The sequence below is a fragment of the Methylobacter sp. genome, assembly GCF_036845245.1.
GTDB lineage: Bacteria > Pseudomonadota > Gammaproteobacteria > Methylococcales > Methylomonadaceae > Methylobacter_A.
Genome location: NZ_DAIUEH010000036.1, coordinates 25,541 through 51,024 on the forward strand (window position 1 = coordinate 25,541; position 25,484 = coordinate 51,024).

The following is a 25,484-nucleotide window of genomic DNA, read 5'->3' on the forward strand; positions in this document are numbered from 1 at the left end:
AATGTGTCCTTTGGTTGGTTTGTTGTTTCAAGTTTTGGATACCGGTTCAGGCTTGGGTTTGCGGGTGCGCGTAGCGGCCGCAATATAGACTGCGGCCAGGATGCTGAAGATATAGGCCTGTACCATGCCGGTCAGCAGACCGAGCACCGTCATGACGACCGGAAAAATGAAGGGCGTGATAGTCAGTAAAATACCGATAATCATCGCCCCGCTCATCATGTTGCCGAATAGGCGGACGGCAAGCGCCAGCGTTCGGGAGATTTCACTGATAATATTAAAAGGCAACATGATAACTGTGGGTTCGACGTAAGACTTGAGGTAGCCGCCCAAGCCCTGGTCCAGGATGCCGAAGAACGGCACGGCCACCAATACGCATAGCGCCAGTGCCACCGTGGTTGAAAGCGAGCCCGTCGGCGGCTCGTAACCGGGAATAATGGTGCATAGGCTGGCGGTAGCGACGAACAGGAACAACGTACCCAGAAAACCGAGATATTTGCGTGGCTCACTCAAGCCAACCTCTTCGATTTGTTTTTCGATAGCGGTGACGACAATTTCTAAAAGGTTCTGCCAGCGGGTACGTTGCAGATCCGTGGAAAGTAAGCGGGTAACGAGCTTTGAACCGACAACCAACACAAACATCAATCCCCATGTAAAGACAATGGTCGCGTTGAGCTTGAGAAAGCCGTGTTGCCAGAATATCATCTGATCGGGGCTAAGGTGCATGGCGGGTCTCCGTCGGTGAACGAGTCAGGTTTTCTCCTGACGACCGGGTCAGCCTGGTCATGGCAAGGCGTGCCATCAGAAAGCCAAGGAGACATAGCAGCATCCGCTGCCAATGACCGTCGGCTATAAAATAAAATCCAGCCAGCGTAATGCCCATCCTTAACAACAGGCTGGGCAGCAGCCACAGCGCCGGCCGTTGAGACGACACGCATTTACGAACCGTCCACCAAAGGCCGCCGAAGAAAATCGCGCCAAGCAGTAATCCCGCCAGCCAGACCAGCAGCCCTATCAGTATTTCATTCATCGTTGTCCTCCTGCTCATCCCGCATCGCCTGATCTTCTTTAACAACCCAATGCCCTGCATTGAAACAGCCGATCATGAGGCCGACCACCAACAAAGCCAGGGTCCAGGAGCGGCCTCCCGGATAGCGCTGGTCTAACCAGATGCCCAGCGCTGCACCGAGCAGCGTCGGTACAACCACCGACCAGCCGATCAGCCCCATCATTCCTAAGCCGAACCAAACGCCCGGCGTGGCATTACGCTTGGCTCTGAGTTTGCGCGCCGCCTTGGCGCCAACTTGAGAGGCCAAGGTTGGCGCGTTCTTCGAAGTTTTTTTGGGTTCGTTATTCATGATGAAAGCTCGCAAAACGGCGTAGAAATCCGGCTTCCAATTTCGTCATGACCGAGCGCATGCTTTGCTCTTGTTCGTCCAGGATCAGGAATTCCTGCTCCACCGCAGCGCGCAATTGGCCGAGATCGGTTCCGACCAATGCCCGACGCACGGAAACAAGCACGTCCAGGCCGGTTTTGACCAATATCCCTTCATCCACCGCCAGCAAAACTTCCCCGTCGGATTCTGTTTCGTAGATCAGGATTCCCGGCTCAAGTGCTGCGACACAGTCAAGCCGGTGGGGCAGGAGTCCGAAGGAACCCTCGCGTGTTTCCGCCACAATACGCAACACGCCGGTTTCTTCTGCAAAGATTTTGAACGGCAGGAGAATCTTAAGATTCATCAGCATCGGCAGCATGTTCGACCTTTTGTTGAGGTTCGGGAGCAGCTTTGGGTTCGGCATCAGCGGCAGGCTTCGCGATAGGCTCGGACGAGTCTTTGGAATCCGGCTTGGCGGTTTTTACTTTTTCTTTCGCCTCATCCACGGTACCGATCATATAAAGAGCGCTCTCCGGATAGTCTTTGAATTCATCGTTCAGGATACGCTCACAACCGTCCAGTGAATCTTTGAGGCTGACAAGCTTACCCTTGAGGCCGCTGAACTGCTCGGTAGTGAAAAAAGGCTGGGTAAGAAAACGCTCCAAGCGACGGGCTCGTGCGACTACGTTGCGGTCCTCGGGCGAAAGCTGCTCCAGGCCAAGCATGGCAATGATGTCTTTAAGTTGCTCGTATTGCGCCAGTGTCCGCCGGATTTCCTGCGCCAAGCGGTAATGCCGTTCGCCGACGATACCGGGCGTGGCCATTTTGGAGCTGGATTGCAGCGGATCAATGGACGGAAAAAGCCCTTCGCTGGCGCGCTTGCGTGATAGCACGATGGATGCGGACAGATGCGAGAAGGTATGCGCTGCCGCCGGATCGGTCAAATCGTCCGCAGGGACATAGACTGCCTGGATTGAGGTGATTGCACCGGTATCGGTGTTGGCGATGCGCTCCTCCAAGCCCGACAGCTCGGTACCCATGGTCGGCTGATAGCCCAGACGCGAGGGCATCTGGCCCATCAAGCCGGAGACCTCCATGCCTGCCTGGATGAAGCGGAAGATGTTGTCGATAAGCAGTAATACATCGCGGTGCTCGTCGTCGCGAAAATACTCGGCCATCGTCAATGCCGCATGGCCGACTCGAAAACGGGCGCCAGGCGGTTCATTCATTTGGCCGAAGATCATCACCATGTTCGGCAATACGCCGGCTTCCTTCATTTCACGGTATAGCTCCTCGCCTTCGCGGCAACGTTCGCCGATACCGCAGAAAATGCTGACGCCTTCTTGGTGCCCGATCATGTTATGGATCATTTCGGTAAGTAACACCGTCTTGCCCACGCCCGCCCCGCCAAACAGTCCCGCCTTGCCGCCGCGCTCCAGCGGCACCAGCACATCAATGACCTTGATGCCGGTTTCGAATATCTCCGACTGGGTAGAGCGGCGTGCCAGCGGTGGCGGAGCGCGATGCACCGAACGTCGCTGGACATCGACCGGTACCGCCTGACCGTCGATCGCGTTCCCGAACACGTCAAACATACGCGAGAGAATTCCTTTGCCGACCGGCGCATTCAAAGGCCCGCCGGTATCCTCTACGGCCATGCCGCGGGCGAGACCTTGCGTTGGCGTCAATGCAATCCCGCGTACCCGATGCACATCCAGTTGAGCTAAAACCTCGATGACAATGTCTCCCTTATTCGCATGGAGCAACGAGTAGATGGGCGGCAAATTTTCATCGAACTGAATATCCACGACACTGCCTCGTACAGAGACAACCTTGCCAAGGTTTATAATATTAGCTTCGCGATTCATAATTCCTTTATCTGTAACTGTCGCTCATTTAATTTGGCAATGGCGTTGCAATAACGTCCAAGGCTGTGTCCATCGCTTTCAGAGCGATGCCAGTTTCATGATGGCCCCTGATTTATTCCCACATGACATTATGGCCTGCTTTTGCTGCCGCAGTCAGTAGATTAATTAAAGGCAGTGCTCGATTTGCGATGCTCACCACCGGCTCATGCCCATCTTTATCCTCATCTGACGGGGAAGATTGTTCTGCCTTGATAGCGGCTGTTAACCGACGCAACGCTTCAGGAACATCATCTGACAAAATAGCACCGGGTACGGTTGCACTATGCCCCATCATTTTCAGCAGGGTCAGCGCGACATCCCCAAATAGGGTGATGTCGGAATAAGCATTGGTTGAAAATGTCACCAACATAGAATCCTCCTCGAATAATTAATATTTGTTTGCTTCATGCACTCGCGTAAAGTATTGAGCTGGTTGGCACGGCAACTTATTTGAGGGCCTTGCGCAAGTTGGTCAGCTGCTTAATGATTTCGCCCTGCATTTGCTCGCGTCCGATCGAGTGCTTCAGATCGCTGCCAAAACCGGCGACTTGGTCGGTAAAATTTCTGTTTGTATAAAAAACCAACGAGCCGTCGCGATAAGGCAAGCAGGCAATACTGAGTTGATTGGCGTTATAGGAATGTCCGACATAAAACTGCCGTGAAAGGATTACCTCGCCGGCACCCGCAGATAGCATGACTCGATGCCCAAGAATCGCCGTAGGACGGCCTTCGACCTTACGATTAATCCAGAAATACAGCTCCTCGGCGCCTGCCGGCAATGCGGCTGGATAATTAAGCCAAGCCTGATAAAGTTCTGGAAAGTAACGCGCCAGAATCTTGCTGTCCAGCGTGGCTAAGCGCAGTTCTGCCGAAGGATTGGCTTTCGGGCCATTATCACGGTCATAGCTTGCAATGCCCTTCAAACCGTTTTTACGATAATTTTGCCAGCGTTCCAATAATATCTTCCGATAGGCCTGCGACGCCTCATCAGATCGCGTGGAACCGGTAGCCTTAAGAGTGTGGAATTCTTGAGTTGACAGATTAAATCGCCTTTCCGGCGCTTCTTGCGAAAAGTCCTCGGCTTCATCATCCCCAGCCTTGAAACCGAAACCTTTAAACGTCTCCAGCGTTGCCTGCAGTGGAATAATGCCATGCGCAGTGACATCGGGGTCGAGAGATGACAAGCCCTTTTTATGGATAAACTGGATGATTCTGGATGGCGCTATGGGCAAATAGATGGCAACACCGGCGGCCAGCTCTTTCTTATCATCCTCCGCAACATTAAAGAAAACGGTTTTTCCTTGATCCAGATTCTTCAGTTCCTGTTGTCCGATGCCGAGCAGTTGAATTAATTCTTGCGAGTCAAGAAGATTTGCTGCGTATATCGGAATGAAAGCGACCAATCCTATAATAACAACTGTAGCTCGGCAAAATATTCTGGTTGCCGTTTCATTTTGAGATGACATGATTTTTCCTAATCAAGAAATATAGATTGAGACTTTTCTTCGGATCCCCGGCTTTCGCCTGCCAGCGGAATTGCGATGTGATTCTATGCGCATGTCAATCATGTTGATATTTTGTTCGTGGGGCTAACCTCTTTGATCGCCTGGACAAATTTCACTTAGTCACGATCTTCTGCTGTATCAACCCGCTCAGCAACCTGATTTGTTCGGTCTGAATTGCCAACAGTTCGATCCACTGTTTTTCTCGCAATAAGTCCATTTTTTCATGTAGCATCATGATTTCGAGTTCGGATTTTAGATTGACTTCATAATCATGTTCCGCATTAAGCCGATCTTTTTCCGCCTGCCTGTTTTGCGACATCAAAATGATAGGAGCCTGTATAGCCGCCAGCATGGAAAGAAACAAGTTGAGTAAGATATAAGGGTAGGGATCAAAACTGTCGCTGTACTTAACCAAAATGAACGAATTCAAAATAATCCAGACAATCAGGATTAGCGCAAACAGAATAATAAAAGTCCATGAACCTCCGAAAGCCGCAACCGCATCTGCTGCTCGCTGACCAAAAGTTGTATTTTTATCAAATTCCTTTGCGGTATTTTTTGCAATGTGTTTTTGTCCGGTAACATGTTCTGCAACCTTTTTATGAGCTTCATCCAATGATTCATAAGACGCACCAAAGAATTTTTTTGCAATATCATCAGGATCTTTCATTTTTGCTTCGACATGTTTTAAGTGATTATCTGTGAGCCTTACCTAAAATATTTTGGTAGGTTTCTTTATTCGTTTGAGCACATTTGCAAGTAACCGCCTCTAAACCAACACAATCCAAAATCGTAAAATCCCGCTCCGGTACTGGTAAATGATGAGTTTTTTAATGAACCCGGACGACCCGCCGCGTTCCCGGTAATGTTTACAGCATCGGCGCAAAGGCGAGATCTGGAAGTGTTTCTGAAAATCTGCCGCCATATGAATAATCGTGGTTAGTGCGCTATAGCCGCGCACAAATTTTTTCATATAAACGCCTACTTATTTCCTAACTTTGTGTACCTGTTTCATTCATCTTGCGAGTTTTCACAGCAGCTGTGCGTTTTTGAATATTCCTTGCAACATTCCGCTTCGTGTTCTGTCGCCTGAATCGAATGCCCATGCGCAATATGAGCATGGTGTGCCGCTGTTTTATGATCCCCGGATTCGTGACACTTAGCGGCTTTCTTATGGTGCTCGGCTGCCTGATCATGCGACTGTGCCGCGTTCTGATGATAATGATGATGCTCCTGCTGTTGTTGCTGTGGCGTCGTTTGATCGTGAGCTTTGCTTTGTCCTTGTGTCATTTCTTTTCCCGGAATAAATAATGAATAGTGTTATAAGCCAATAATTAGCCTGCTTGGCAACAATACTAAATTTGTTAAGTATCCGTCTGTACGATGGCACACATAACCGATGTAGGCAGACTAGACCGGCAATAAGGAAATATGAAAATAAATAATGTTGTAATGATAGGATAGAGCTGACTGTGATCCATCTATTCTAAATTGAGCATTAAGTTGACAGCCCTCATGATTGAACTGATTCTTCAAGCGCATTCTTATGTTCGTAGCAGGCTAAAAGCGGATGCCCGGTTTCGCCTTCTTGCTTTATTCTTTTTCGCTTCCTGGCTTCCAGGCTGTTTTTCACCGATGGCTCTTGATCATGTGGCGATTGCCTACAACGAATCGATCTCTGACGTGGTATCGAAGCAATTGCTGCTCAATATTGCTCGCGCCAGCCTTAATCAGCCGATCTATTTTTCGGGTATCTCGAATATTGCCGCGACATTGAACTTTCAGGCCAATGCGGGAGCCACTCCGGCGTTGGCCGGGAATAACGGCGCCATTCTGATGCCGATTTTCGGCGGTAGCGTTTCGGAAAATCCGACCATCAGTATTGTACCCATGGAAGGGGAGGAGTTTACGCAACGCATGCTCACCCCGTTAACCGAAGACAAACTGACTTTACTTTTGCGTCAGAACATTGATGTCGATCTGTTGCTGCGTCTGGTGACTCTGGAGTTTCGCACTCAAAGCAAGGAAGGTGTATACCACAATCGTCCACGAAACTTGCAGGATTACGCCACTTTTCGACGCATCGTACTGCATCTGTCTTCTATTCAGGATCAAGACCAGTTGTACGCAGAACCTTTGATTTTCGAGCGACGCTGGTCACTGCCTTCTTCATCGCTCGACGGGAAGGCCTTCCAGGCATTGGAACCGAAATATTCGATCACCGGCGATCCAAAAGAATCGATCTATAAATTGACCAAGCAGGTCATCGGCCGAACGGTTCTAACGAACTACGATCCGTCTATCCTGAGTAACGAGGAGAGAATCGCCCTGAACGATGAGGCTGAGAAAAACGCGCTTAACGATCTTCTGGTTGATATTCGACCGGGTTTTCCTGGCGGCGAGTATCCCTTGCACGGCAAATTCAGGTTGCGCAGCTTTAGTAATATCATGTATTTCATCGGACGCACTTTTACCACAGAGCCCGAAATAGATGTTGCTAAAGATCCGAGAACACCACCGGTAACTGAAAATCCAGTCTCGGTCATCGCCATTTTAAAATCCGACAGTGAACCGGCGGATGTCGAGCTTCCTGTGAAATATCGGGATAACTATTACGCTGTTCAATCGAGCCGCTCTTCATCTTGGAATCAAACAGCTTTTCGGGTACTTTCACAGATTTTTCAGATGACGATGTCCGAGCTTCCCAAAGCCGGTGTACCTGATATCACCATTGCAAAATAGAGGGGTGAAGTCCAACGAAACGAAAACCTATGTTAGGAAAGGACTGATTAAATCCTTCGATAGTCTCAGTTGAGCGCAAATACGATCCCGTCATTAAGTGGGTTCTTCGAATCAATTCTTTTTCCAAGCATCCCAACTCTGCTCGATACGTCTTATCCACTGCTTCGGCTTCTCGCTGTAGATGCGCGCTCCAAGCTTCTTTGCTTTCTTCCTGCCGGCATTCTGTTCCCGGTCAATGATCGGCAGCAGTTGCCGGCGCTCTTGATCAAATTCCACCCTATTGTCGGACTTGAGCAGCGTGTCACGTAATACCACCAGATTGTGATCCATGCCTAATAGCTTCTCCAGCGTTTTGGTCGATTCCAAGTAGCCCTGAAACACGTCCGGCCATAGCTTTTGAAGCAAACTCAATTGGTAACGCAGGTCTTTGGTGCGTTTGCGCCATTCGTGGAAAATCTCCGGGCGTTGAGTATCGTAGGCCTCGTGAAATCGATTACGGCCGCGACGCAGGGTTGTAGCAATTCCTTCGGCCAGCAAATCAATACTGGCCTCTTTGTATGGCCAAGTTTTTGCGTGTTTGCAAATTTGTTGCAGATCTTCAACGAGCTGTGGAATCCGGTACGCACTGTCGAAGCCCTCTGTTTGAGCTTGTCTTTGGTCGACCAGCACTTGCCGCAGGTTCGTCAGGCTATCATCGCCGAGTTCATTGCGATAGTTGGCATTCAAGTAATCAAAAGTTTCGATAAGGGCGTAGGCGTCGCGAATTTCAGAGAGCTTGCGGCCGATGTCGCGTAGCGCATCGTTCTCCTTGGCAAAACCCGAGTTGAACACAGGGCGCATCAGACGGAGGGTGGAGCGCACCTTTTTGATCGATTTGCGCGCTTCGTGAACCGACTCTTCCGGTGAGCTTTCATATTGTTTCAGTTGATCGATTGCGGCTTCCAGCTGCTCTGTCAAAATGCGTTTTAGCCCATGCGCAACCGACTCGCTTCGTTTTAAATAGAACTTGGTTTTTTGCTGACCCGCTTTGTCTGCCCAATCGCTATAGGGATGATCGACCAGGTTGATGTTCAGGTAGCGTGAATCATCAGAAACCTCATCGCCTACCCAATCCGGCTTCCCCGGCGGCGGTTTTTGGGTACGTGTTTCGACCTCGACCAACACCAGCGGACTGTTTTCCCCTGCGAATTCGTCGACCTCCCAAGTAAGTTTACCCATCGGGATTTTGTGGCGGGTTTTGGTAATCAGCGGCTTGAGACAGAGGTTGTCGACGATTTGTTTGGCATCCTCGATTGGAATCGGATACTCGTACTCGGCGCGCGTATGCCCATTTGGCTTGCCCTTAATGGTCAAAAAGGCCTGATCCTCTTCGATGCGGATGCGCACGTTGCGCTTTTCATGGATGGACAAATAGCCTTGCCGGATATTTGCTTTTGACTGCGATTGGTCGCGCCATGCATCTGACTGCACCAAGTATTTTCGTTCAATTTCTTGTGCCATTGTTTTATCTCTTCAAAAGTTCGCAGTTAAAATTCTCACAAACGGTCGTTTTCGAAAATATTTTCAGCAAAGCCTTTGGTGAAGAGGCTTTCGAGCAGGTTGGTTGATTAAGTTCTGCTCACATGCCCGATGAGGATTTTTCGTGTTAATGACGCCCTTTGGTTACAAAAGCGAATAATAGCTTCCGATAAGATTAAGATCAGTTCGCTACCGAACAAACAGCAACGAAAGAATATGCATTAAGACAAGGGCCTGTACTAACATTGCAACAACCAAAGCAGTTGATTGTAATTTGTCGAGAGAGATGCGCCGGTTAAGCGAGTAAGCTTGCGCCTATATTAACCGTCAAGGCTAAAATGATGAGGTTGAAAAAAAATACGATCACACAATGAAGGGTGACCAGACGGCGAAAGCTTTGCGAGACGATGTTTATGTCAGCCGTTTGTGCCGCCGTGCCGATGATGAACGAGAAATAAATAAAATCCCAATAATCGGGTTGCAGGTTCTTATCGGGGAATTCCAGTCCGCCATTGTCTGTTTTTGAACTCCTAATGTAATACTCATGGGTGTAATGCAGTGCAAACATGGCTTGCATAAACATCCACGATAAGATGACCGTAACACCCGTTAAAATAATATGGGCGTGGCTGGTATCGTTTTGTGCTTTTGCGGTGGCCAGTTCTGCCACAATGGCAACCAGACTTGCCATGACAGTCACGATGGTGAAGACAAGAATTATTATGGCGCCCTCATCTTGTGCCGTTGCACGTGAGCGTATCGTATCTACATCCGATTTACTCATCATGACTGATATCAGTATCAGGTAAAGGAAAATGCCAAAATCCCATGCCGTTAATAACCGCGTTACGGTTCGCCAGCTTTCCGGCAACAATAAAAAATGAAGAGTACCTATAACCATTAGGGTAGACATCAGTCGTGGACGAACCTTGATATGCCGCAACATCATTTAATTATTCTTTAGAGGGTGAAATGAAATTTGTATAGCCCACCGATTGCGTGAGATACAGAGAGGGCTGATAGTAAACTGCATATATTTGAGGAGGTCAACTGGGCAAAATTATCTTGAAAAGAAGGGCAGGGTTAATACCGATTTACTGGGCAACTGTTGAGTTATCAAGCTCTTCGGCACTACCTTTTGAGAACAAGCTCAGGCCCACGGTGCCATAGAACTCATTGCCGGAATCCTTTTCAGGTACGCCGACGCCGACATAGACTTGAACTTTGGGTAATACTCGATAAATCACGTTGACAATAGCGCCGGATACATTGCTGTTACCGCTAAAGTAATCGCCTTGAACCGCCAGCTTATTTTTGATGAGCTCCACACCAAAGCCAACGGTATACGCGAATACATCGGTAGTTGTAGTGATTGCTTTATTCGCCCAGTAAGGGCCCGCGTGAATATTCGCGGTAGGAATGGGCTGATAGAGTGCCAATGCATACTCTACGTTATGAAATTGGCGTTGCGATGAAAATAACGTCGTGCCATTCTGGGTTCCCAAAAGCGCTTTAAACTGGGTATTAATATCAAAGGTCTTCGACAGGTTGATATAGCTGTCCCATTCATAGTTCTGTGCGCCGCCGCCGTAAACCGGTATGTTATAGGAGGCAATCTGTATGTCCCAGCCATTTTTTGAGGAAAAATCCAGCACCGGGCTTAAATATACCGTATTACGATAAGTATTTGATTCAAGAGTAAAGGCCCATATGTCATCATCGCGAGTATTCGGGGTGGTATCGATTTTTTTAATGGGGTGTGCTTTGGCTCCGCTTTTAGCCGCTACCGTGTCGACTCCCCAAACCAGATTGCTTAAACACGCCAAACAAACACAGGTTTTATAAAAATTACGATTAATTTTTGACTTCATCATCAACTCCGTTCGACGCCTAATTTATGGTTAAACGGCATAATCGAATCGCCGCGCCTCTTGATATCGGGAGGAATAGGGCAGGTCTTTGTTGTGCGTGGACAAGCTGTTAATCTGCTGCACAAGACCTAGAAATAGTTGACAGTAATTTGTCGAGAGGGAGCCGCCAGTTAAACGGCCATTAAAAAAATGGGGGGCGGAGCCTGATACGCATACGAAACAAAAGACGGTATATAGTGCCGTGTTATAAAAAGTCTTTTTTATTTGTATTTTTGTCTGCTTCGGGCAGTAAATCAACCAAGGCGCAGTTTAAAGCTTTAGCCAGCTTTCTGAGTACATCAATGGAAACATTTTCTGCACTGCCGTTTTCGATTTTGCTAATCATCGATTGAGTCACGCCGGACCGGGATTCAAGTTCTTTTTGAATCAAGCTAAGATCAAGTCGCTTACATTTTACAATGTCGCCTATTTGCATCAGGGGTACTCGTTGATGAGTGAAGTTTTAGAATTATTTTGGTTATTATATGAATGAATCCATAATTTGAGCAAAAAAAAGAGCCGCTGTTGCGGCTCTTTTTAGGTTGAAACGCTTACTTAACGGCTAGGCGTGTGCCGTTGATCAGCTCGGTGCCGGGCACGATAGAACCGGATTTAATCGCGTCTTTGATCGCAGTTTTATCAATTTTCCAGCTAATTACTTTCTCTTTGAATTGTTCCGGTATCGCGTCTTCATCAATAATATTTACGACGGCCGGATTTTTTTGGATTGAAAGCTTAAAGTGAGGGCATTCAATGTCGCTGATGCCGCACAGTTCCATGTTTCCTTTTATGTAATTTTTTAACCATTGAACCCGGTTTTCCAAAGCTTTCCGGCGTTTAGCCATATTTGCCTCCGCAGTTTTGATGGCATCGGCAGCGGCTTCCATATTACGGAAAAATTTGGCAACGTTGATGGCTTTATCTTCAAGTTCTCCACCTAAAGCTTCCAAGGTGTCATTGACAGCCTCAATGGGCAAATCCATTTCCGGGTCTGTCAAAAAATCCAAGGCTTGCAGATAGTTTGCGCTTAACTCGTATAAAGATAATCTATTCATAATAATTTTCTCAGCTTGGTCGAGCGGCGATTGATAACGCCGCTCTTGATTTGTACTTAGTGCTCTAAAACAGTTTTATGGGGCGTTTCACTGTTAACGGTTGAGCTAAAGTACCAGGCGGATTTTTTATTAGCCCAGCGATAACCGGCGGCTTTTATCGATTCTTTATGTGCCTCGGTGTTACCAAAGAGCCAAGCACAAGCACCGAAAGTCTTAACATTGACACCGTCAAAGCCGATAACCGCATTTATTGCATCGTTTAACATGTCGCCGAAATCGCTGTTTACTTCTTCCTGGATCGGATGCTCGACTCCGTCATAAGCAATTTCTTTCAATAGACGGTAAGCGGTATTGACTGCTTTTATCATTTCCGGACCTGCCTGATTCCTGTTTGGACGATATGTAATACAAGCTTTACGGTAAGCCGCTTTGATCGCTTCCTGATCGGCAAAAGCGCTAAGGCCCAAAATCGATAAGGCTTCTTTAACGCTCATTGAGCCACTCTCCGCGAATTGGTCGAGCTTGTTGTAAAGAATTTGGTAAAACTCCTGGTTGAGCTCTAAGAAGCTGGTGAAGCGGTTGTGCGATGCTTTAGCCATCCACTCTTTAACCCTGGCCCGGTCAAGTCCGAGCTCCTTGATTTTGGTTTCAAGCTGCTGATGCTGAGTTTTACTGATACCATCAAAGCCGGTATTCAGCTCGGCTTCGGCGCGTTGGATGCTTTCGGCTTCGCGGAGCCGAACCATATCCTCAATATCCTGGGTAAATACTTCGGAAAGGCCTGCCATTCTTAGCGTGGCATCAATGTGAGCGGACTTTTCGGCCATCTTCAGACTTTTGTTAATGTCGCCGTTGTCCTGGGAAATAATGCGGGCGCCCACACCGTCCGCCACTACCCGGCCGGAACCGTCGACAATTTCGCAACGTATGATGATTTGGCTTAGGTTTGTGCCGGTGAGGGCGGCTTTTTCATACTCCGGTAATGACGGATAACGCACAGTCACACCTAACATGCCGCATATTTTTTCAGCACCTGGCTTGAATAGGCTCGATTTACTGAAATGGTTTGGGTTTTGGCAGTTTTTGCCGGCCTGACATTTTGAACGGCTGACAGTATGGACTTTACCGAAGTCGGAACCATCAACCAGTGCGTCACGAATCCAAACCATGAGAGCGGCTCGGTTTTGCTTGCGACGATCCAAACCTTCTTGAAAGGTAGCCGCCGGAAGATCCAGTGGGTTGGCGGAAATAACCGCGAGTTGTGTATCTTGATCTTTAACCGGTGTTGCCCGGTCAACGAATTGTTCTGTCGAATACATGACAAATACCTAATGTGCAGATGAAATAAAAGGCAGGCAAGCGGTTACAAGCCCGCCAGTGTGTTGAATATTCCATATAGATAAAACGCAGTCACCAAGCGTCAGGGTTTGAGCATGGGGTTGTTTGTCCAGACCTCTCCAGCAGCCATTTTTGGCGGCTTGATTGAGAAAGCTGGTTAACTTGATCGGTGTGTCGGGATGACATAATTTAAATGTTTTTAATGAGCAAACTTTGGGAAACGCAGGCTAGGGCGGCTACCCTGGCTCATACGAAAATGCATTAGAACGGCGCTAAAGCGGACGCTTCCGTTTTAATGCAGTTTTTCCCTGTTTTGATTGAACAGATCATATTTTTAACAGCCTCTACAAGGGTTTTTCCTGTCACATAAAACGGTTCAATATTGGCTCCGGTAGGTGCCGATACAAAAACGGAATAGTTTTCTCCTGCTTCGTTTTGATCGCGCGGATTATCAATTAGCACGCAAACAGCGCGTCCGCTAATGCCGGCCGATAAAAGAGCGGATTTAATGACATTGACCGCGTGACGATGTTTATCAATAATTTGAACTAACATAAAGTCTCCGAAGACTTGAATCCAACAGCATATGAATATATTCATATGCTGGGGAGGCTGATGACTTGCAAATCGCTTTAATCCACAAAACAACGACCTCGAAAATTGTCCCCGCTTATTTCCGTTTATTTATCCTGAATGAGTAGCAGGAAACAGACGCCACATTCGATATGAATATATTCATATTATAGCAAAATAGTAAACTAATACAATTATTTAAATAAAAATGTCGGTCGATTGTAGGCGATAAAAAACTGTTTAATACACGGGGTGGAAAATCAGCCGTCGTGTCGTTCTTTGCGCGTCTTCAGGAAAACTGGGAAGAGCTTAGAAAAGGGAAGGTTGTTTGAAGAGGAAATAAAGCTGGATCTTGCAGAATACGGGCTCAGTCTTTATTTTTCACATAGGTTGATTTGTTGGGGCGGTATCAGCCATGCATTAATAATTTGGGCCTTCTGAACCGATTTAGTATTGCCATCCATGGCTTCTCACACAAGTCTATTGAAATTGGCTCATTAGCTCAATGGAGTGCAACTCTTTGCACATTCTTTATTTTACCGGCTGCTTTGATGTCGGCTTTGGCTTTATGAAAATTTTTGCTTTTAGCCGGGAGCTTGCCGGCTGGTTTTATAGTGACCTTGGCTTGTCTGACAGCGTTAGCCAAAGCCTTGTTCTTGTTGGTGGGCTTGATGGCGGCCTTGGCTCGAGTGAGCGTTCCAGCGTGAACCGTATTAAGGCCTCTGGCTGTAGTTTTGATATGGCTGATATTTTTGTGTCTAGGTGTATAGCTAACCTGATGAGTGCTTGGGATTGAGCGTGTAACGGCTCCATTACCGCAATCCAGCTGGTAGGGCGGAGTACCCGCTGAGTTTGTGGACATGGTGTTGATGTTTCTGACTGGATCAAAGCTGGTCAGGTTGGCAAAACTTGCATCCATTTTTTGCATCATCAACTGATAGCGTTCTTTACTGGTCATGCCGCCCATGACCACACCGATCAAATGTTTACCGTTCTGATGCGCCGCGCCGATCAGGTTGAAACCGGAACCGCAGGTGAACCCTGTTTTCATGCCCTCGGCACCGGGATAGTTAGCTGTAAACTTGTTGATGCCTCGCAACTCTGTACCTTTAAAATTAAAGCTATGCGCAGCAAAGTAATGATAATACTCCGGAAAATTACGCTGTGCTTTCCATGCCAGAACGGCCATATCCCTGGGCGTGGTGACTTGCCAGTTATTGGGAAGGCCGGTCGCGTTCATGAAATGGGTATTGTACATGCCCAATGAGTGCGCTTTTGCGGTCATATCGGCGGCAAAGTTCTCTTCCGTGTCGGCCAGGTATTCGGCAAGAACCACAGACGCGTCATTCGCAGAACGGGTAATAATGGCCAAAATAGCATCTTCGACGGTCAAATGTTCGCCGCGTCTTAAGCCCAGCTTACTATTGGGTTGCTGTGCAGCATGAGTTGATGCGGTTAAGCTATCCTGCAATTGGATTTGACCCGCTTTCAATGCGTCGAACGTCATATACAGCGTCATTAATTTGGTTAAAGAGGCCGGATACCATGACTGAGTTGCTTCTACTTCATGTAAGACGTTGCCGTTATCTGCGTCGATAATGATGGCTGCATGACGGCCGTAACTGACCTCGGATACTGCAAGCAGCCAGACGGCGTTTAAGATAAGTAGCGTTAGTTTAACTTTAGTCATTTAAAACCGTTCTCAAAAAAAGAGATAATCAAAAGCACGTGTGTCGGCTTCATTTGGTTGGCCATGTTATCCGAGCAGCAGGTCAAGCCACATATCTCAAGGGTTAATATTCAGTACAACAGGATATGCGTGGCACCCAAGCGCATCCTATGCACGGTAAGATTCGAAGGCACTAATTATAAACTGCGATGATTGTAATGAATAATCGGATTTTAGTTTTTAGTGAGCAAGGGCATAGGGACGCGCAGAGGCAAAAAGCGCATTATTTATATAGATATTTGATATTAATGAGCTTCAGTGCGTTTTCAGTAACATCCACACACTAAAAATTTATGCAGGTATATGGCGGCTCTCCCTGGCAAACTCCCCAGAAGCTGCCGAATTCGCCTTCATTGCTGGGCTTCCAACTTTCTGAAAAGGCCTCGAAGACTACGCCGGACCAGCCTTTTTCAGCCAGTTTTTTGAATGTCGATTTAACGACTAGCACTTGGTTTTTCTTGCCGGCAACACTACACTGCTGCTGGGTACGTTTATTGATATCAGTCCCGCCTTCGGGTCCGTTCGGCCAGCCGAATTCAGTCAGAATCACTTCTTTGCCGGGATAAGTTCGGCGAATATCTTCAAGCCGGGCAATATGGAAATCAGCCGCTTTGTTTGCCGGAGTGCACGGAAAAACGCCGGAATGCTTGTTTTCCCACCAAGGAAAAATATTGGTTCCTATCCAATCGACTTGTGCGCCAAAATTGGTCTGGTGACAGGGCTTAGTGCGATTACACCATTCCCACCAGGTGTCTATGGTAGTGATCGGCTGGGATACGCCCGCTTCGCGCAGAGCGCTGATGCAACGGCTGATTTCGCCATCAAACGCATAATCGTGACGGGTCCTGACTTCGGAACCGCAGCTTAATTTGATAATGGTTTTGGGGAAGGCTTTAGCTACTTCAATACCTGCTGATATCGACCGCGAATTGACCGCGATATCATTATCCAGCCAGATGATCGCAATGACTTTAATATGCCGGGACTCGGCGGCGGCGAAAGTGTATTCCAGACCGTTCATGACTCCGTAAGTCATAATGCAACGGAATGGGGTGTCTTTGATTAATTTGTCCAGCAGTTGGTCAATTAGCTCTTTGGACGGATGCGCGCCGTAATCGGGATTGAGTTGGCCTACATAAGGGCTAAAGGCGGCGCATTGTAACGCGTCTTTCTTGGCAGGTTTTGCGGTTTGTTCACGCGCCGATGCGTTCTGGCAAACAACAAGCATCATGAAAATTACAATGAATGACAAAAACTGTTTCATAAGATCCTCGGCAGCAATAATTATATGGGCAGTTATTCCTGCAATTTATTTTTTATGACAAAAAACGGGATAACACAGCCTATCAGAACACACAAAATCAATACCGCCCAAGTTATTTGCTGCCAATCTACCGGATAAATATCGGCTTTGACCGGTTTGCTGATGCCGGGAATACTGGGTAAATCGACATCGCCGCCGTCGACTTTTAATTGCGCCTTCATGCCTTTTTCCATGTGCTGCGCCAATTCGCAATGCACAAGATAGGTTTTTTTCTGGCTGGGCACAATCAATGAAGCCTTTAACTCGCCCTGGCCGTAGAGTTCCAGGTGAAACATGCCCTGAGGGTATAAATAGCCCGGTAAGCCGTGAATCATTAATTGATGGCGTATCTGGTCATCATTGATGAAAGTGATGTTGATCCGGGAGCAGGGCTTAACATCCCATTGCTGGTTGTCGAAAGCGAACATTTTGCCGGGGAATTTCAAGGCGTGTTTCTGACCGGCACGGATGGTGATATTCACATCGCCCGAAATCTTCGGACAATCCTTGGGCAAATTGTCGCTATTGGCATTCATGATCATGCCTTTTTCATCCATCATCATGCTGCCGTAATGCATCATGGCCATGGTCTCATCGCCAAGCGCCGGGTGAGCATGCAAGCCCAGCATGATCAGGAGTGCCACTAAATATTTCATAGCTTTTGTTTCCGTTTATAAACCAGCGCCACAAAAATAATCAGTCCTAGGGCCAAACCGGCCGCCAAGCCGCTTATGATGATATGGACATAGTCGGGCGCAATTAATCCGGCTTCACCGAGTAACGGTGCAAAATCGCCTTCACCCCAGACTGCCTGTTTTTTGGCGTAGTAATCTTTGTTAAATACTTGATCGAGCAGGGCTTCGTGCATTTTCGGCATGCCTTGCCCGTCGAGCAAAGGCTTGTAGGCCAGGATTGCCATATTACCGCCCGGTTCCATGCCATCGGTGGTGGTGCCGGTCGGCACATGGTCATGAAACATCCACAGGCCGGGGCCGTAACTGTCCAGGCCGTTGTTGTTGGTGCGCAGGCGTAAATCAATCCGTTGCGCCGGGGCGATATCGAATACATCCCGCGTTACCTGTGTTGCTGCCGGTTGGTCAACGCCGTCTAAAGCCGTGATGGTGGCCTTATGTCCGTGGATATGTAACGCTACCAAAGAACGCTGGGCGTTAGCGACATGCAGTTTTATGTCTTCATTTCCATTAGCGACAACCACCGCGTCCCTTAATGTGTACGGGAATGAATGGCCGTTCAGCATGAAGTAATTTTCAAACGATTCGGTCATGTTGTATTCGCGACTCATCCGGTGTGCGATCAGCCTTGGGTCGTTCGCACCCTGGATGATTTGCGCCAGTTTTTTATCGATGGACTGGTAATATAAATCGTATTCCTGGCTGTAAGCTTTCTGCACAGCAACCGCTGGGTGGCGTACTTGTCCAGCGCCGATATTAAAGGTTTGCACCCAGTTATTCGGCTGGTTTTCTTCAACGATGAACATGCCGTTCAAGCCCATCATATAATGCTGGGCGGTTTGGACATGACAATGATAAAACATGGTTCCGGCATGCCGGGGCTGGATTTCATAGGTGTGGCTTTTTCCGGGGAACACCGGGTGTTCTTCCATGCCGTCATTGTCGTCACCGGCAGCGGTTAGCCATGCATGATCGACACCGTGAAGATGAATGGTATGCGGCAAATAATGGGTGTTTTCCAGCGTGACATAAACCTTGTCGCCCTGTTCAACCCGGATCACCGGCGATGGTGCACGCAGCAGGGGATTGGCGACTAGCGAGTTGAAGTTTTTAAGCGCCATGCCGCTGGATTTGGGCGCGAAAACCCAAAGCCCCGGCTGGATGCCCGGAGCGATATCGTAAGTGTTAATCAGAAAATCGCCGTCGGGACTTGCGCCGTTTAACTCGACGACTTCCAGCTTGATACGGATGATGTCGGGATCACCATCGCCATCCAGGTCATCGGTCATGGTTAAAGCATCCTGGGCCAGATGCGTCTGCATCAAGGTTTGCATCGATACGTTGTTGGCGCCTTTAACGGCAACGGCAATATCGTAAGGATTATCCGGCTCGCATGACAATGATTCATCGATTTTTACGCCATCGATAACTTGGGCCTGCCGCCATTCGGGATGTTCATTAGAGCAGGGCTTTTCTACCGAAGCGGTTTCCGCTGAGCGGTTAAAAACGGTTGCAGGCGGCGTAATATCGGCTTTTTGTGACAAGGTCGGGACAAAATAAGCGGCAATGGCGATTAATGCAGGTATTAAGAGCATTAATAAAAGGAGGTATCTTTTGGACATATAACGACAGAAAATTTCTACAAAGTGCAACTATTGTAAATGGCTGCCCGGTTAAAACCTAGGCGCATTTTAAATGCTATTAAGCCGACTTTGATGTAAAGAGCGATAATGAATAACAACGTTCCATGTGGTTAATCATCTTCCGGACATTCAAGGTTATTTATATCGCACCGTAGGGCATTAAACTTGCTATAATTCCGGCAAATTTTTTTAGCGATAATTTAAGTCTAAAAAGCGTCAATGTTTTTCAGTCTTTACTTATACAGATATTTACTTGGTGTCAAAGCATGTCTAATTCGAACTCGTACAATCCTGACCTTGATTGGACCCAAGTAAGGGAAACATCAAAAATGCTCATTTTATCGGCCATTCAAGTAGAAGACATGCTGAATGAATCTGATTTATCGGTCAATACGCTGACAGAGTCATTTACGTCCATTGTTGAACATATGCAGGCTATTAATGATCATCTGCTCGCTCTTGATTCTTGTGAAATAAGGGATGAAGCACTAACCTGCTGCTCGGAAACAACCGGCAGAATTCAGGCTTCCATTATTGCTTTCCAGTTTTATGACCGGATGCAGCAATGTTTGCAACATGTCACTTCAAATCTGAAGGGCTTGTCTGAATTAGTGCAAGATCCGGATCGTCTTTATAATCCGGCTGAATGGCGGGAATTCCAACATCAAATTCGTTCTCGATACACGATGGAATCTGAAAAACTGATGTTCGATGCAATTGTAAAAGGTAAGTCTGTAAATGAAGCATTGGCGATAAAAAATGCGCATCAAGAAGAAGATCAGTCCGACAATATAGAGCTTTTTTAATAAACGATGTCAATCAAACGATTAGTTATAATTTGTACGCTGCCATCTGTTCTTGCCGGTTGCGCTGAGTTCTATGGTTCACAGCCTCCCGCTCCAGTGTACGGTGGCCAACCTAAGACTCAAAAACCTTCAGTCGGCACACAAAGTAAAGCCAAGACACCTGACTCTTCGTCTAAAGAAATTGTTAAGACTCAGCCTCTTAAAGATTTCTCGGCAATAAGATCCGAGCCATTGGCTCCAGAGTTACCGCTTCCGGAACCGACGACACCCGTACCGACAGAGCCTGCTACATTAGAAGCGTTGGAACCGTCCTCGCCACCCCCGCCGCAGCCTTCGGAATTAACGCCGTTTGAACCAATAGGACCTACAGTTCCGTTGTCGCCCGTCGTAGGCGCCCTGGTTTCAGCGGCTAATCAAAATAGTAAAGGCGGTGATCTTGATTCTGCTGCTGCATCTATTGAGAGAGCCATCAGGATTGAACCAAGAAATGCGAACTTGTTTTATAAGTTGGCGTTGTTAAGGTTGCAACAGTCAAAGCCTCGTTTGGCGGAAGACTTGGCAAAAAAATCCGCGTTATTGGCCTCTACAGATAATACCTTGAAAAAACATTGCTGGTTGTTGATAGCCCACTCTAGGGAAATGCAACAGGATTTTGCCGGAGCAAAAGAAGCGCGGGCAAAGGCTGATAGTTTTTAATTTCGGTTTTTGCTTGAACTGTGATGAGCAATTTTTTCATAAAGAGAAATGATTGTTCAACAGGGCGAGAATGGTGCTAACCCATCAAGCTGAGGTGAGCACATTGTCTGCCGAAAATAAGCAACGGCCGTTGATTTATCTTTCACGAAATTAAACAACGGCCATGCCTGATCCGGTACCGCAAAGCAACGACGAGCTCTCATCGCATATAGAGAAACTTCTGGAGGCAGCTAATTCTGCGTCTCAGACGGTGGCGGCGCTACATGTCGCATTTATGGCGTTTGTTACCTATCTTGGCGTCATCGTCTGGGGCACAACACACGATGACCTGTTGCGCATCAGCCCGGTCAAGCTGCCGATTCTTGATGTGGAACTGCCGCTCACCACTTTTTACGGCTTCGTACCGTGGATGGTCGTCTTATTGCATTTCAACCTGCTGATGCAATTGGAGTTGCTCTCTTGCAAACTTTGGAATCTGGACAGCGACCTTCCTGATACCCCGGCCGGGCAACAAGTGCGCAACCGCTTGTTTATCTTTCCTTTTACTCATCTGATCGTAGGACGTTCCGAAGTCTGGCTGATTCGTTGGCTGCTGTCATTGGTAGTCGGTATCACTGTCATTGCTTTGCCCTTATTAATGCTGCTGGCTGCGCAAATCCGCTTCCTGCCGTTTCATGACGAAGCGATCACGTGGTCGCAACGCCTTGCGGTTTGGTTCGATGCAGCCATGCTGCTGACCTTGTGGCCGTTAATCGCCTCTCCCCAAGATCGGGCAAGGGAATGGTGGCGAAACTTTAGTTTTCAGCTGCTTGGTTATTGGCCTGCCTGGCTCCGGTATTTGAGCACCATCGGATGGAACCGATTAACGAAATTGATTCAGCGTCTCTGGCCGAATCTGTCCGCGCGTGAAATTGCTCATCGGCCCATGTTGCAACCTGGAATTGAACCGAAAGGTATGATTTTCCTGCTAGTTTCTGTGCCGGCGATAGTCTTGGTCAGTATCATCGCAGTGATACCCGGTAGCGTTACCGTACAGACTTATTATGCCCAAGAGAAAGAAAAATCAGAGGATAATCCCCGCTACTTCGAGAATTGGTTGATCCGCCGAGTGCCTGAGTCATGGCTGAGCGTTGCCGCTCATAAATATGATGTTGTTTCCTGTACCTCGCTAGCGGAAGCTGAAAAGTCGGAGGCGTCTATTCTTCAGGTAATGCTCGGTCCCTGCTCATTGTTCAATCTGGACTTTTTTCCACGCAACCTGAATCTCAGAGAAGCCAGACTGGTGCCCAAAGAGGTGTCTTTGTCGCTATTGACCCGTGCGATCGACCCTGATAAACAGGTGCGTGACGCTGCTTTCAAGGAATTCGACGGGCTCAATTTACAAAACCGCGACCTGCGTTTTGCCAATTTTTTTGGTGCGGTATTGCCCAAAGCTGATCTTCGCCATGTCCAGTTGCAGGGCGCGATCCTGTTAAAAGCGAAGCTACAGGGCGTGATCGGCTGGGACAAGACACAATTGCAGGGCGCAATTTTGGGGGGTACTCAACTACAGGGTGCGGGGCTGATCGAGGCGGATCTGCAAGGTGCGGATTTACGTGGGGCAAATCTACAGGGCGCCGCCCTGGGTTGGTCAGAACTTCAAAGTGCGGATCTACGCGGGGCGGATTTACAAGGTGCGGACCTGAACGGCGCAAAACTTCAGGCCGCGGACCTGCGCGGCGCAAAATTGCAGGGTGCGAATTTGCGCGAGACGAATTTTCAAGGAGCAAATTTGGTTTATGCGAAATTAGAGGGCTCGGACTTGGCTTTGGCAGGATTACAGGGTGCGGAACTACGCAAAGCGGAATTGCTGGGAGTTGACTGGGCACAAGCCAATCTTGATGGCGTATTTATTGCCGAAAGCTTGATGTCGGATTGGAACGAGAACCAACAACGCAAGCTGGAATCGACACTCAAGCAGATACTGGATAGTGAAAAATTCAGCGCATTCCAGACACGTATGAGTTTGATCTCCACGAAATTGCCGTCGGGAAAACCAGTCAGTCGAACAGGCTGCTACAGCGATAATTCAACCTTACTGGAATGCGAATACAATAATTTGTTGCACCTGGATCGGTATCGTACTGACGTGCTACGTCCTAAACTGATCGAATTGGCTTGCTCGGATCCAGCAATTGCGGCAGGTATTGCAAAGCGCGGCACTAACAAGTCCACGAGCAATGATCCCGATTTTGGTTTAGCAGCCGCCTTACTAAAAGCGCTGGACAGCCCAAATTCTTGCGTAGGTTTGACTGCATTATTCGAGCAAACTCGGCAAAAATTACGGGAAACAGCAGCAGAACAACAAAAATAAGCCAACCCTAAATATCTCTTGCTAGGCGTTAGCAAGAGATCTCTATAAGCCAAGCTGAAATTTCGGCGAATATACGCTCAGCTTGACGGCTCGTTGGATCCGCCGGAAAACACTGTTAATCAAAAGTTAGCTGAAAAATACAGCTATTATTCCAAATCAGTATTGATGCGTGATACTGTCTGCGTTCCGAATTATGATTATGACTTACTGTATTGTTAAGGTTTTAAAGATGGCCTGCGATTAGGCTGCCGGTATTTTTCAAATATGACAGGAGAAAAACTATGAACAAAATAGATGACATCAATATTGAAATACAGCATATCCAACAACAAATGCAGAGTTATTTGCAAACGCATTGGCGGCTGTTTCTAGCTGAAGGTGCGTTCTTCATTTTCCTTGGAATTTGCGCGATAGTTATACCCCAACTTTTTACGGTGGCGACAGTCATATTTTTAGGATGGCTTTTACTATTTGGCGGGATAGTTCATATTAGCCGGGCTTTTTTTGTGTCGAATATGCCCGGTTTCGGCTGGTGGTTATTTATGGGTTTTTTGCAGGCTATCATCGGCTATTTGTTTATCACCAAACCGGTTGCGGGTGCAATAACATTAACGATGTTATTGACGATATTCTTTGCTCTGGAAGGCGTTGCCAAAATTTCGCTGGCATTCATGATGCGGCCTTTGGCTAACTGGGGATTTATTCTGTTTAGTGGTATTACCGCATTGGTTTTTGCACTGGTCATCTGGATGAGTTGGGCTGAATCGGCGCATTGGCTGTTAGGCCTGTTGTTAGGCATTAATATGGTTTTTCTGGGTTGGTCGATGGTTCAAATTAGCTTGCATCATAAGGCAGAGTAGGCTGTTTGTTTATGAAACAAAAATATAATAAAAATCTGATCGTAAAAGTGCTGGTAGTCGGTGCAGTCATTGCCATTTTGAGCTATTTGTTTCATCCCGGCGTCGGGCAGTTCAGCATTATGCTCAACGGCGAACCGGTTTCGGGGCCGCTGGTTCGCTTTGCCGCTGCGCCTACATTTTTGTTGATCATGATTATTACCGGCGTACTGATGGTGCTGCTGTTTTTAGGCGTCGGTATATTTATGTTTTTGTTCGCCATGTCCTTTGCATTGATTGGGATCTTTATCATGGCGCCTTATTTCTGGCCGGTGCTTGCTATTATTTTATTGATGATTGCATTGATGGCAGTGGGTAACGGCAATAAAAATTGACTATGGTTTATTGCTGTACCCGCGGGCGTATGCTCACCCAGTTCCCATACAAGACTAAAAAAGGTCAGAGCACTTTTTTCTGGCTGAGGTTGGAGCATAGATAAAGTCGCCGTTTTCAGCGATTTCGTTTCCGGTGTTGGCAGACAGCTTTTCTTTTTCCATTTCCCATCGTTTTTTAAAATAGTCGAAAAACAGGTCGGCTATATTCCATTGATCTGATTCAAACGAAGCTTCGCTATTGAGCTTTAGCTCCGTTTCCCAATGCAGATAAGGCATTTTTGAAACCGGTTCGGTCAAATAGAAGCTGTTGTAAACTTCCATCTTTTTGGATTCGTTGCGGATAATAATAAACAGTGGAATGCAGGGTAAGCCATCATAGATAAAAACGCCCAATGAGCCTGTTATGGTCTCGTCTATACGGCTAATCACATCTTCCAATGAGACTTTAAATAATTTGGAATATTGATTGAATTCGTGAGTATTAAATCCTGTGGTTTCCGTTGCGCGTAATTCGCCGATTCGGCAATCGGCTTTTAAAATCAGCATTCTGAAATGAACGCCATTTTTTATCGCATTTTCCAGTTCCCGTGATTTGTTTTTGAAACGTGGATCGAAGGTAATGAGCCAATAGACATAATCTCCCGGCTTTAAGCCGTGCATGATCTGGCTGAAATCGAATTCTTTATTGGTGATTCCGGAAAATCCTCTTTTAACAGAATTCAATAGAATACTATCGACATACTTGGCGAGTGTTTCGCGTAAATTTATTTCGTATTCCCTGCTTTCTTCGGCGGCGATAAACCAGTGATGGAAATAACCGACCGAAACGATAACGGATACGAACAGACCAAATTCCGCAATGATTTTAAATAGCCATTGATATTCATGATAGGCAATATTGGCAGCCAGCTCATCAAAAAGCTTATGGACTGTAAATCCGCCGAAAATCAGCACTAGCGCTAAAAGCCATTTGAGTTTTCTGATGGTGGTCAACATGGGGTCTCCTATTACTGTAGGGTTAATCCGAAGTGTCTCCCTTAATATGCCGGTAATCCGGCAACAGCCATTGAATCTTAAAACAGCTGATGAGGATACCTTTCCGTTTGCGGT

General features: G+C 47.3%; 28 protein-coding genes. 6 read left to right on the forward strand and 22 right to left on the reverse strand.

What is annotated here, in order from left to right; genetic code table 11:
- Positions 1–27 precede the first annotated feature (27 nt).
- From V7051_RS15850 to V7051_RS15895, 10 genes are all read right to left on the reverse strand, one after another.
- Positions 28–723 (reverse strand): F0F1 ATP synthase subunit A, encoded by a 696-nt coding sequence (locus tag V7051_RS15850; protein WP_333876542.1) that lies wholly within the window; start codon positions 721–723, stop codon positions 28–30.
- On the reverse strand, positions 713–1,027 hold the full coding sequence (locus V7051_RS15855; RefSeq protein ID WP_333876540.1) for an ATP synthase subunit I: 315 nt from the start codon (positions 1,025–1,027) through the stop codon (positions 713–715). Before V7051_RS15855 ends, V7051_RS15850 begins: the two co-directional genes overlap by 11 nt.
- Positions 1,020–1,355 (reverse strand): AtpZ/AtpI family protein, encoded by a 336-nt coding sequence (locus V7051_RS15860; protein ID WP_333876538.1) that lies wholly within the window; start codon positions 1,353–1,355, stop codon positions 1,020–1,022. The genes V7051_RS15855 and V7051_RS15860 overlap by 8 nt, the downstream gene beginning before the upstream one ends.
- On the reverse strand, positions 1,348–1,752 hold the full coding sequence (locus tag V7051_RS15865) for a F0F1 ATP synthase subunit epsilon (RefSeq protein ID WP_333876536.1): 405 nt from the start codon (positions 1,750–1,752) through the stop codon (positions 1,348–1,350). Before V7051_RS15865 ends, V7051_RS15860 begins: the two co-directional genes overlap by 8 nt.
- Entirely contained in the window at positions 1,727–3,241 is a 1,515-nt protein-coding gene (gene atpD / locus V7051_RS15870) for a F0F1 ATP synthase subunit beta (protein ID WP_333876534.1), read from the reverse strand. Before atpD ends, V7051_RS15865 begins: the two co-directional genes overlap by 26 nt.
- A 112-nt stretch (positions 3,242–3,353) precedes the next feature.
- Entirely contained in the window at positions 3,354–3,650 is a 297-nt protein-coding gene (locus tag V7051_RS15875; RefSeq protein ID WP_333876532.1) for a DUF1840 domain-containing protein, read from the reverse strand.
- A gap of 76 nt (positions 3,651–3,726) precedes the next feature.
- Positions 3,727–4,746, reverse strand: a complete 1,020-nt coding sequence (locus tag V7051_RS15880) for a hypothetical protein (RefSeq protein WP_333876530.1) — start codon at positions 4,744–4,746, stop codon at positions 3,727–3,729.
- A gap of 151 nt (positions 4,747–4,897) precedes the next feature.
- Positions 4,898–5,455, reverse strand: coding sequence for a DUF1003 domain-containing protein (locus tag V7051_RS15885; protein ID WP_333876528.1), 558 nt, complete (start codon positions 5,453–5,455; stop codon positions 4,898–4,900).
- 99 nt (positions 5,456–5,554) lie between these two features.
- Positions 5,555–5,758 carry a hypothetical protein gene (locus tag V7051_RS15890; protein WP_334168755.1) on the reverse strand — a complete coding sequence of 68 codons (204 nt, stop codon included), beginning with the start codon at positions 5,756–5,758 and terminating at the stop codon, positions 5,555–5,557.
- A 38-nt stretch (positions 5,759–5,796) separates the two neighbouring features.
- Positions 5,797–6,075, reverse strand: a complete 279-nt coding sequence (locus V7051_RS15895) for a hypothetical protein (RefSeq protein WP_333876526.1) — start codon at positions 6,073–6,075, stop codon at positions 5,797–5,799.
- A gap of 225 nt (positions 6,076–6,300) precedes the next feature.
- On the opposite strand from V7051_RS15895, the gene V7051_RS15900 reads away from it, so the two are divergent.
- Positions 6,301–7,527, forward strand: coding sequence for a hypothetical protein (locus V7051_RS15900; protein WP_333876524.1), 1,227 nt, complete (start codon positions 6,301–6,303; stop codon positions 7,525–7,527).
- Positions 7,528–7,638: 111 nt separating this feature from the next.
- Here the strand turns inward: V7051_RS15900 and V7051_RS15905 are convergent, their stop codons facing one another.
- From V7051_RS15905 to V7051_RS15955, 11 genes are all read right to left on the reverse strand, one after another.
- Positions 7,639–9,027 carry a CHAD domain-containing protein gene (locus V7051_RS15905; protein WP_333876522.1) on the reverse strand — a complete coding sequence of 463 codons (1,389 nt, stop codon included), beginning with the start codon at positions 9,025–9,027 and terminating at the stop codon, positions 7,639–7,641.
- 313 nt (positions 9,028–9,340) lie between these two features.
- Positions 9,341–9,994: a DUF1345 domain-containing protein gene (locus tag V7051_RS15910; RefSeq protein ID WP_334168756.1), complete on the reverse strand. Its 654-nt coding sequence runs from the start codon at positions 9,992–9,994 to the stop codon at positions 9,341–9,343.
- A gap of 145 nt (positions 9,995–10,139) precedes the next feature.
- Entirely contained in the window at positions 10,140–10,919 is a 780-nt protein-coding gene (locus V7051_RS15915; RefSeq protein WP_333876521.1) for a hypothetical protein, read from the reverse strand.
- Between the two features lie 241 nt (positions 10,920–11,160).
- On the reverse strand, positions 11,161–11,391 hold the full coding sequence (locus V7051_RS15920; protein ID WP_333876518.1) for a helix-turn-helix domain-containing protein: 231 nt from the start codon (positions 11,389–11,391) through the stop codon (positions 11,161–11,163).
- A 115-nt stretch (positions 11,392–11,506) separates the two neighbouring features.
- A complete protein-coding gene (locus tag V7051_RS15925; protein WP_333876516.1) occupies positions 11,507–12,010 on the reverse strand; it encodes a siphovirus Gp157 family protein in 504 nt (167 codons plus the stop codon).
- 56 nt (positions 12,011–12,066) lie between these two features.
- Positions 12,067–13,329: a J domain-containing protein gene (locus tag V7051_RS15930; protein ID WP_333876515.1), complete on the reverse strand. Its 1,263-nt coding sequence runs from the start codon at positions 13,327–13,329 to the stop codon at positions 12,067–12,069.
- Between the two features lie 280 nt (positions 13,330–13,609).
- The gene (locus V7051_RS15935; protein ID WP_333876513.1) at positions 13,610–13,903 is read right to left on the reverse strand and encodes a hypothetical protein; all 294 of its coding nucleotides are present in this window, start codon (positions 13,901–13,903) and stop codon (positions 13,610–13,612) included.
- Between the two features lie 520 nt (positions 13,904–14,423).
- On the reverse strand, positions 14,424–15,611 hold the full coding sequence (locus V7051_RS15940) for a D-alanyl-D-alanine carboxypeptidase family protein (protein ID WP_333876511.1): 1,188 nt from the start codon (positions 15,609–15,611) through the stop codon (positions 14,424–14,426).
- 322 nt (positions 15,612–15,933) lie between these two features.
- Positions 15,934–16,914: an exo-beta-1,3-glucanase gene (locus V7051_RS15945; RefSeq protein WP_333876509.1), complete on the reverse strand. Its 981-nt coding sequence runs from the start codon at positions 16,912–16,914 to the stop codon at positions 15,934–15,936.
- A gap of 32 nt (positions 16,915–16,946) precedes the next feature.
- The gene (locus tag V7051_RS15950) at positions 16,947–17,609 is read right to left on the reverse strand and encodes a copper oxidase (RefSeq protein WP_333876507.1); all 663 of its coding nucleotides are present in this window, start codon (positions 17,607–17,609) and stop codon (positions 16,947–16,949) included.
- On the reverse strand, positions 17,606–19,240 hold the full coding sequence (locus V7051_RS15955) for a multicopper oxidase domain-containing protein (RefSeq protein WP_333876506.1): 1,635 nt from the start codon (positions 19,238–19,240) through the stop codon (positions 17,606–17,608). Before V7051_RS15955 ends, V7051_RS15950 begins: the two co-directional genes overlap by 4 nt.
- 314 nt (positions 19,241–19,554) lie before the next feature.
- Between V7051_RS15955 and V7051_RS15960 the strand changes: the two genes are divergently transcribed.
- From V7051_RS15960 to V7051_RS15980, 5 genes are all read left to right on the forward strand, one after another.
- The gene (locus V7051_RS15960) at positions 19,555–20,094 is read left to right on the forward strand and encodes a hypothetical protein (protein ID WP_333876504.1); all 540 of its coding nucleotides are present in this window, start codon (positions 19,555–19,557) and stop codon (positions 20,092–20,094) included.
- Positions 20,095–20,325: 231 nt separating this feature from the next.
- A complete protein-coding gene (locus V7051_RS15965) occupies positions 20,326–20,790 on the forward strand; it encodes a tetratricopeptide repeat protein (protein ID WP_333876502.1) in 465 nt (154 codons plus the stop codon).
- A gap of 163 nt (positions 20,791–20,953) precedes the next feature.
- Positions 20,954–23,143 carry a pentapeptide repeat-containing protein gene (locus V7051_RS15970; protein ID WP_333876501.1) on the forward strand — a complete coding sequence of 730 codons (2,190 nt, stop codon included), beginning with the start codon at positions 20,954–20,956 and terminating at the stop codon, positions 23,141–23,143.
- A 281-nt stretch (positions 23,144–23,424) separates the two neighbouring features.
- Entirely contained in the window at positions 23,425–24,003 is a 579-nt protein-coding gene (locus tag V7051_RS15975; RefSeq protein WP_333876499.1) for an HdeD family acid-resistance protein, read from the forward strand.
- A gap of 11 nt (positions 24,004–24,014) precedes the next feature.
- Positions 24,015–24,374, forward strand: a complete 360-nt coding sequence (locus tag V7051_RS15980; protein WP_333876497.1) for a hypothetical protein — start codon at positions 24,015–24,017, stop codon at positions 24,372–24,374.
- A gap of 54 nt (positions 24,375–24,428) precedes the next feature.
- On the opposite strand, the gene V7051_RS15985 is transcribed toward V7051_RS15980, so the two are convergent.
- Positions 24,429–25,370 carry a hypothetical protein gene (locus V7051_RS15985; protein ID WP_333876495.1) on the reverse strand — a complete coding sequence of 314 codons (942 nt, stop codon included), beginning with the start codon at positions 25,368–25,370 and terminating at the stop codon, positions 24,429–24,431.
- Positions 25,371–25,484: the final 114 nt, after the last annotated feature.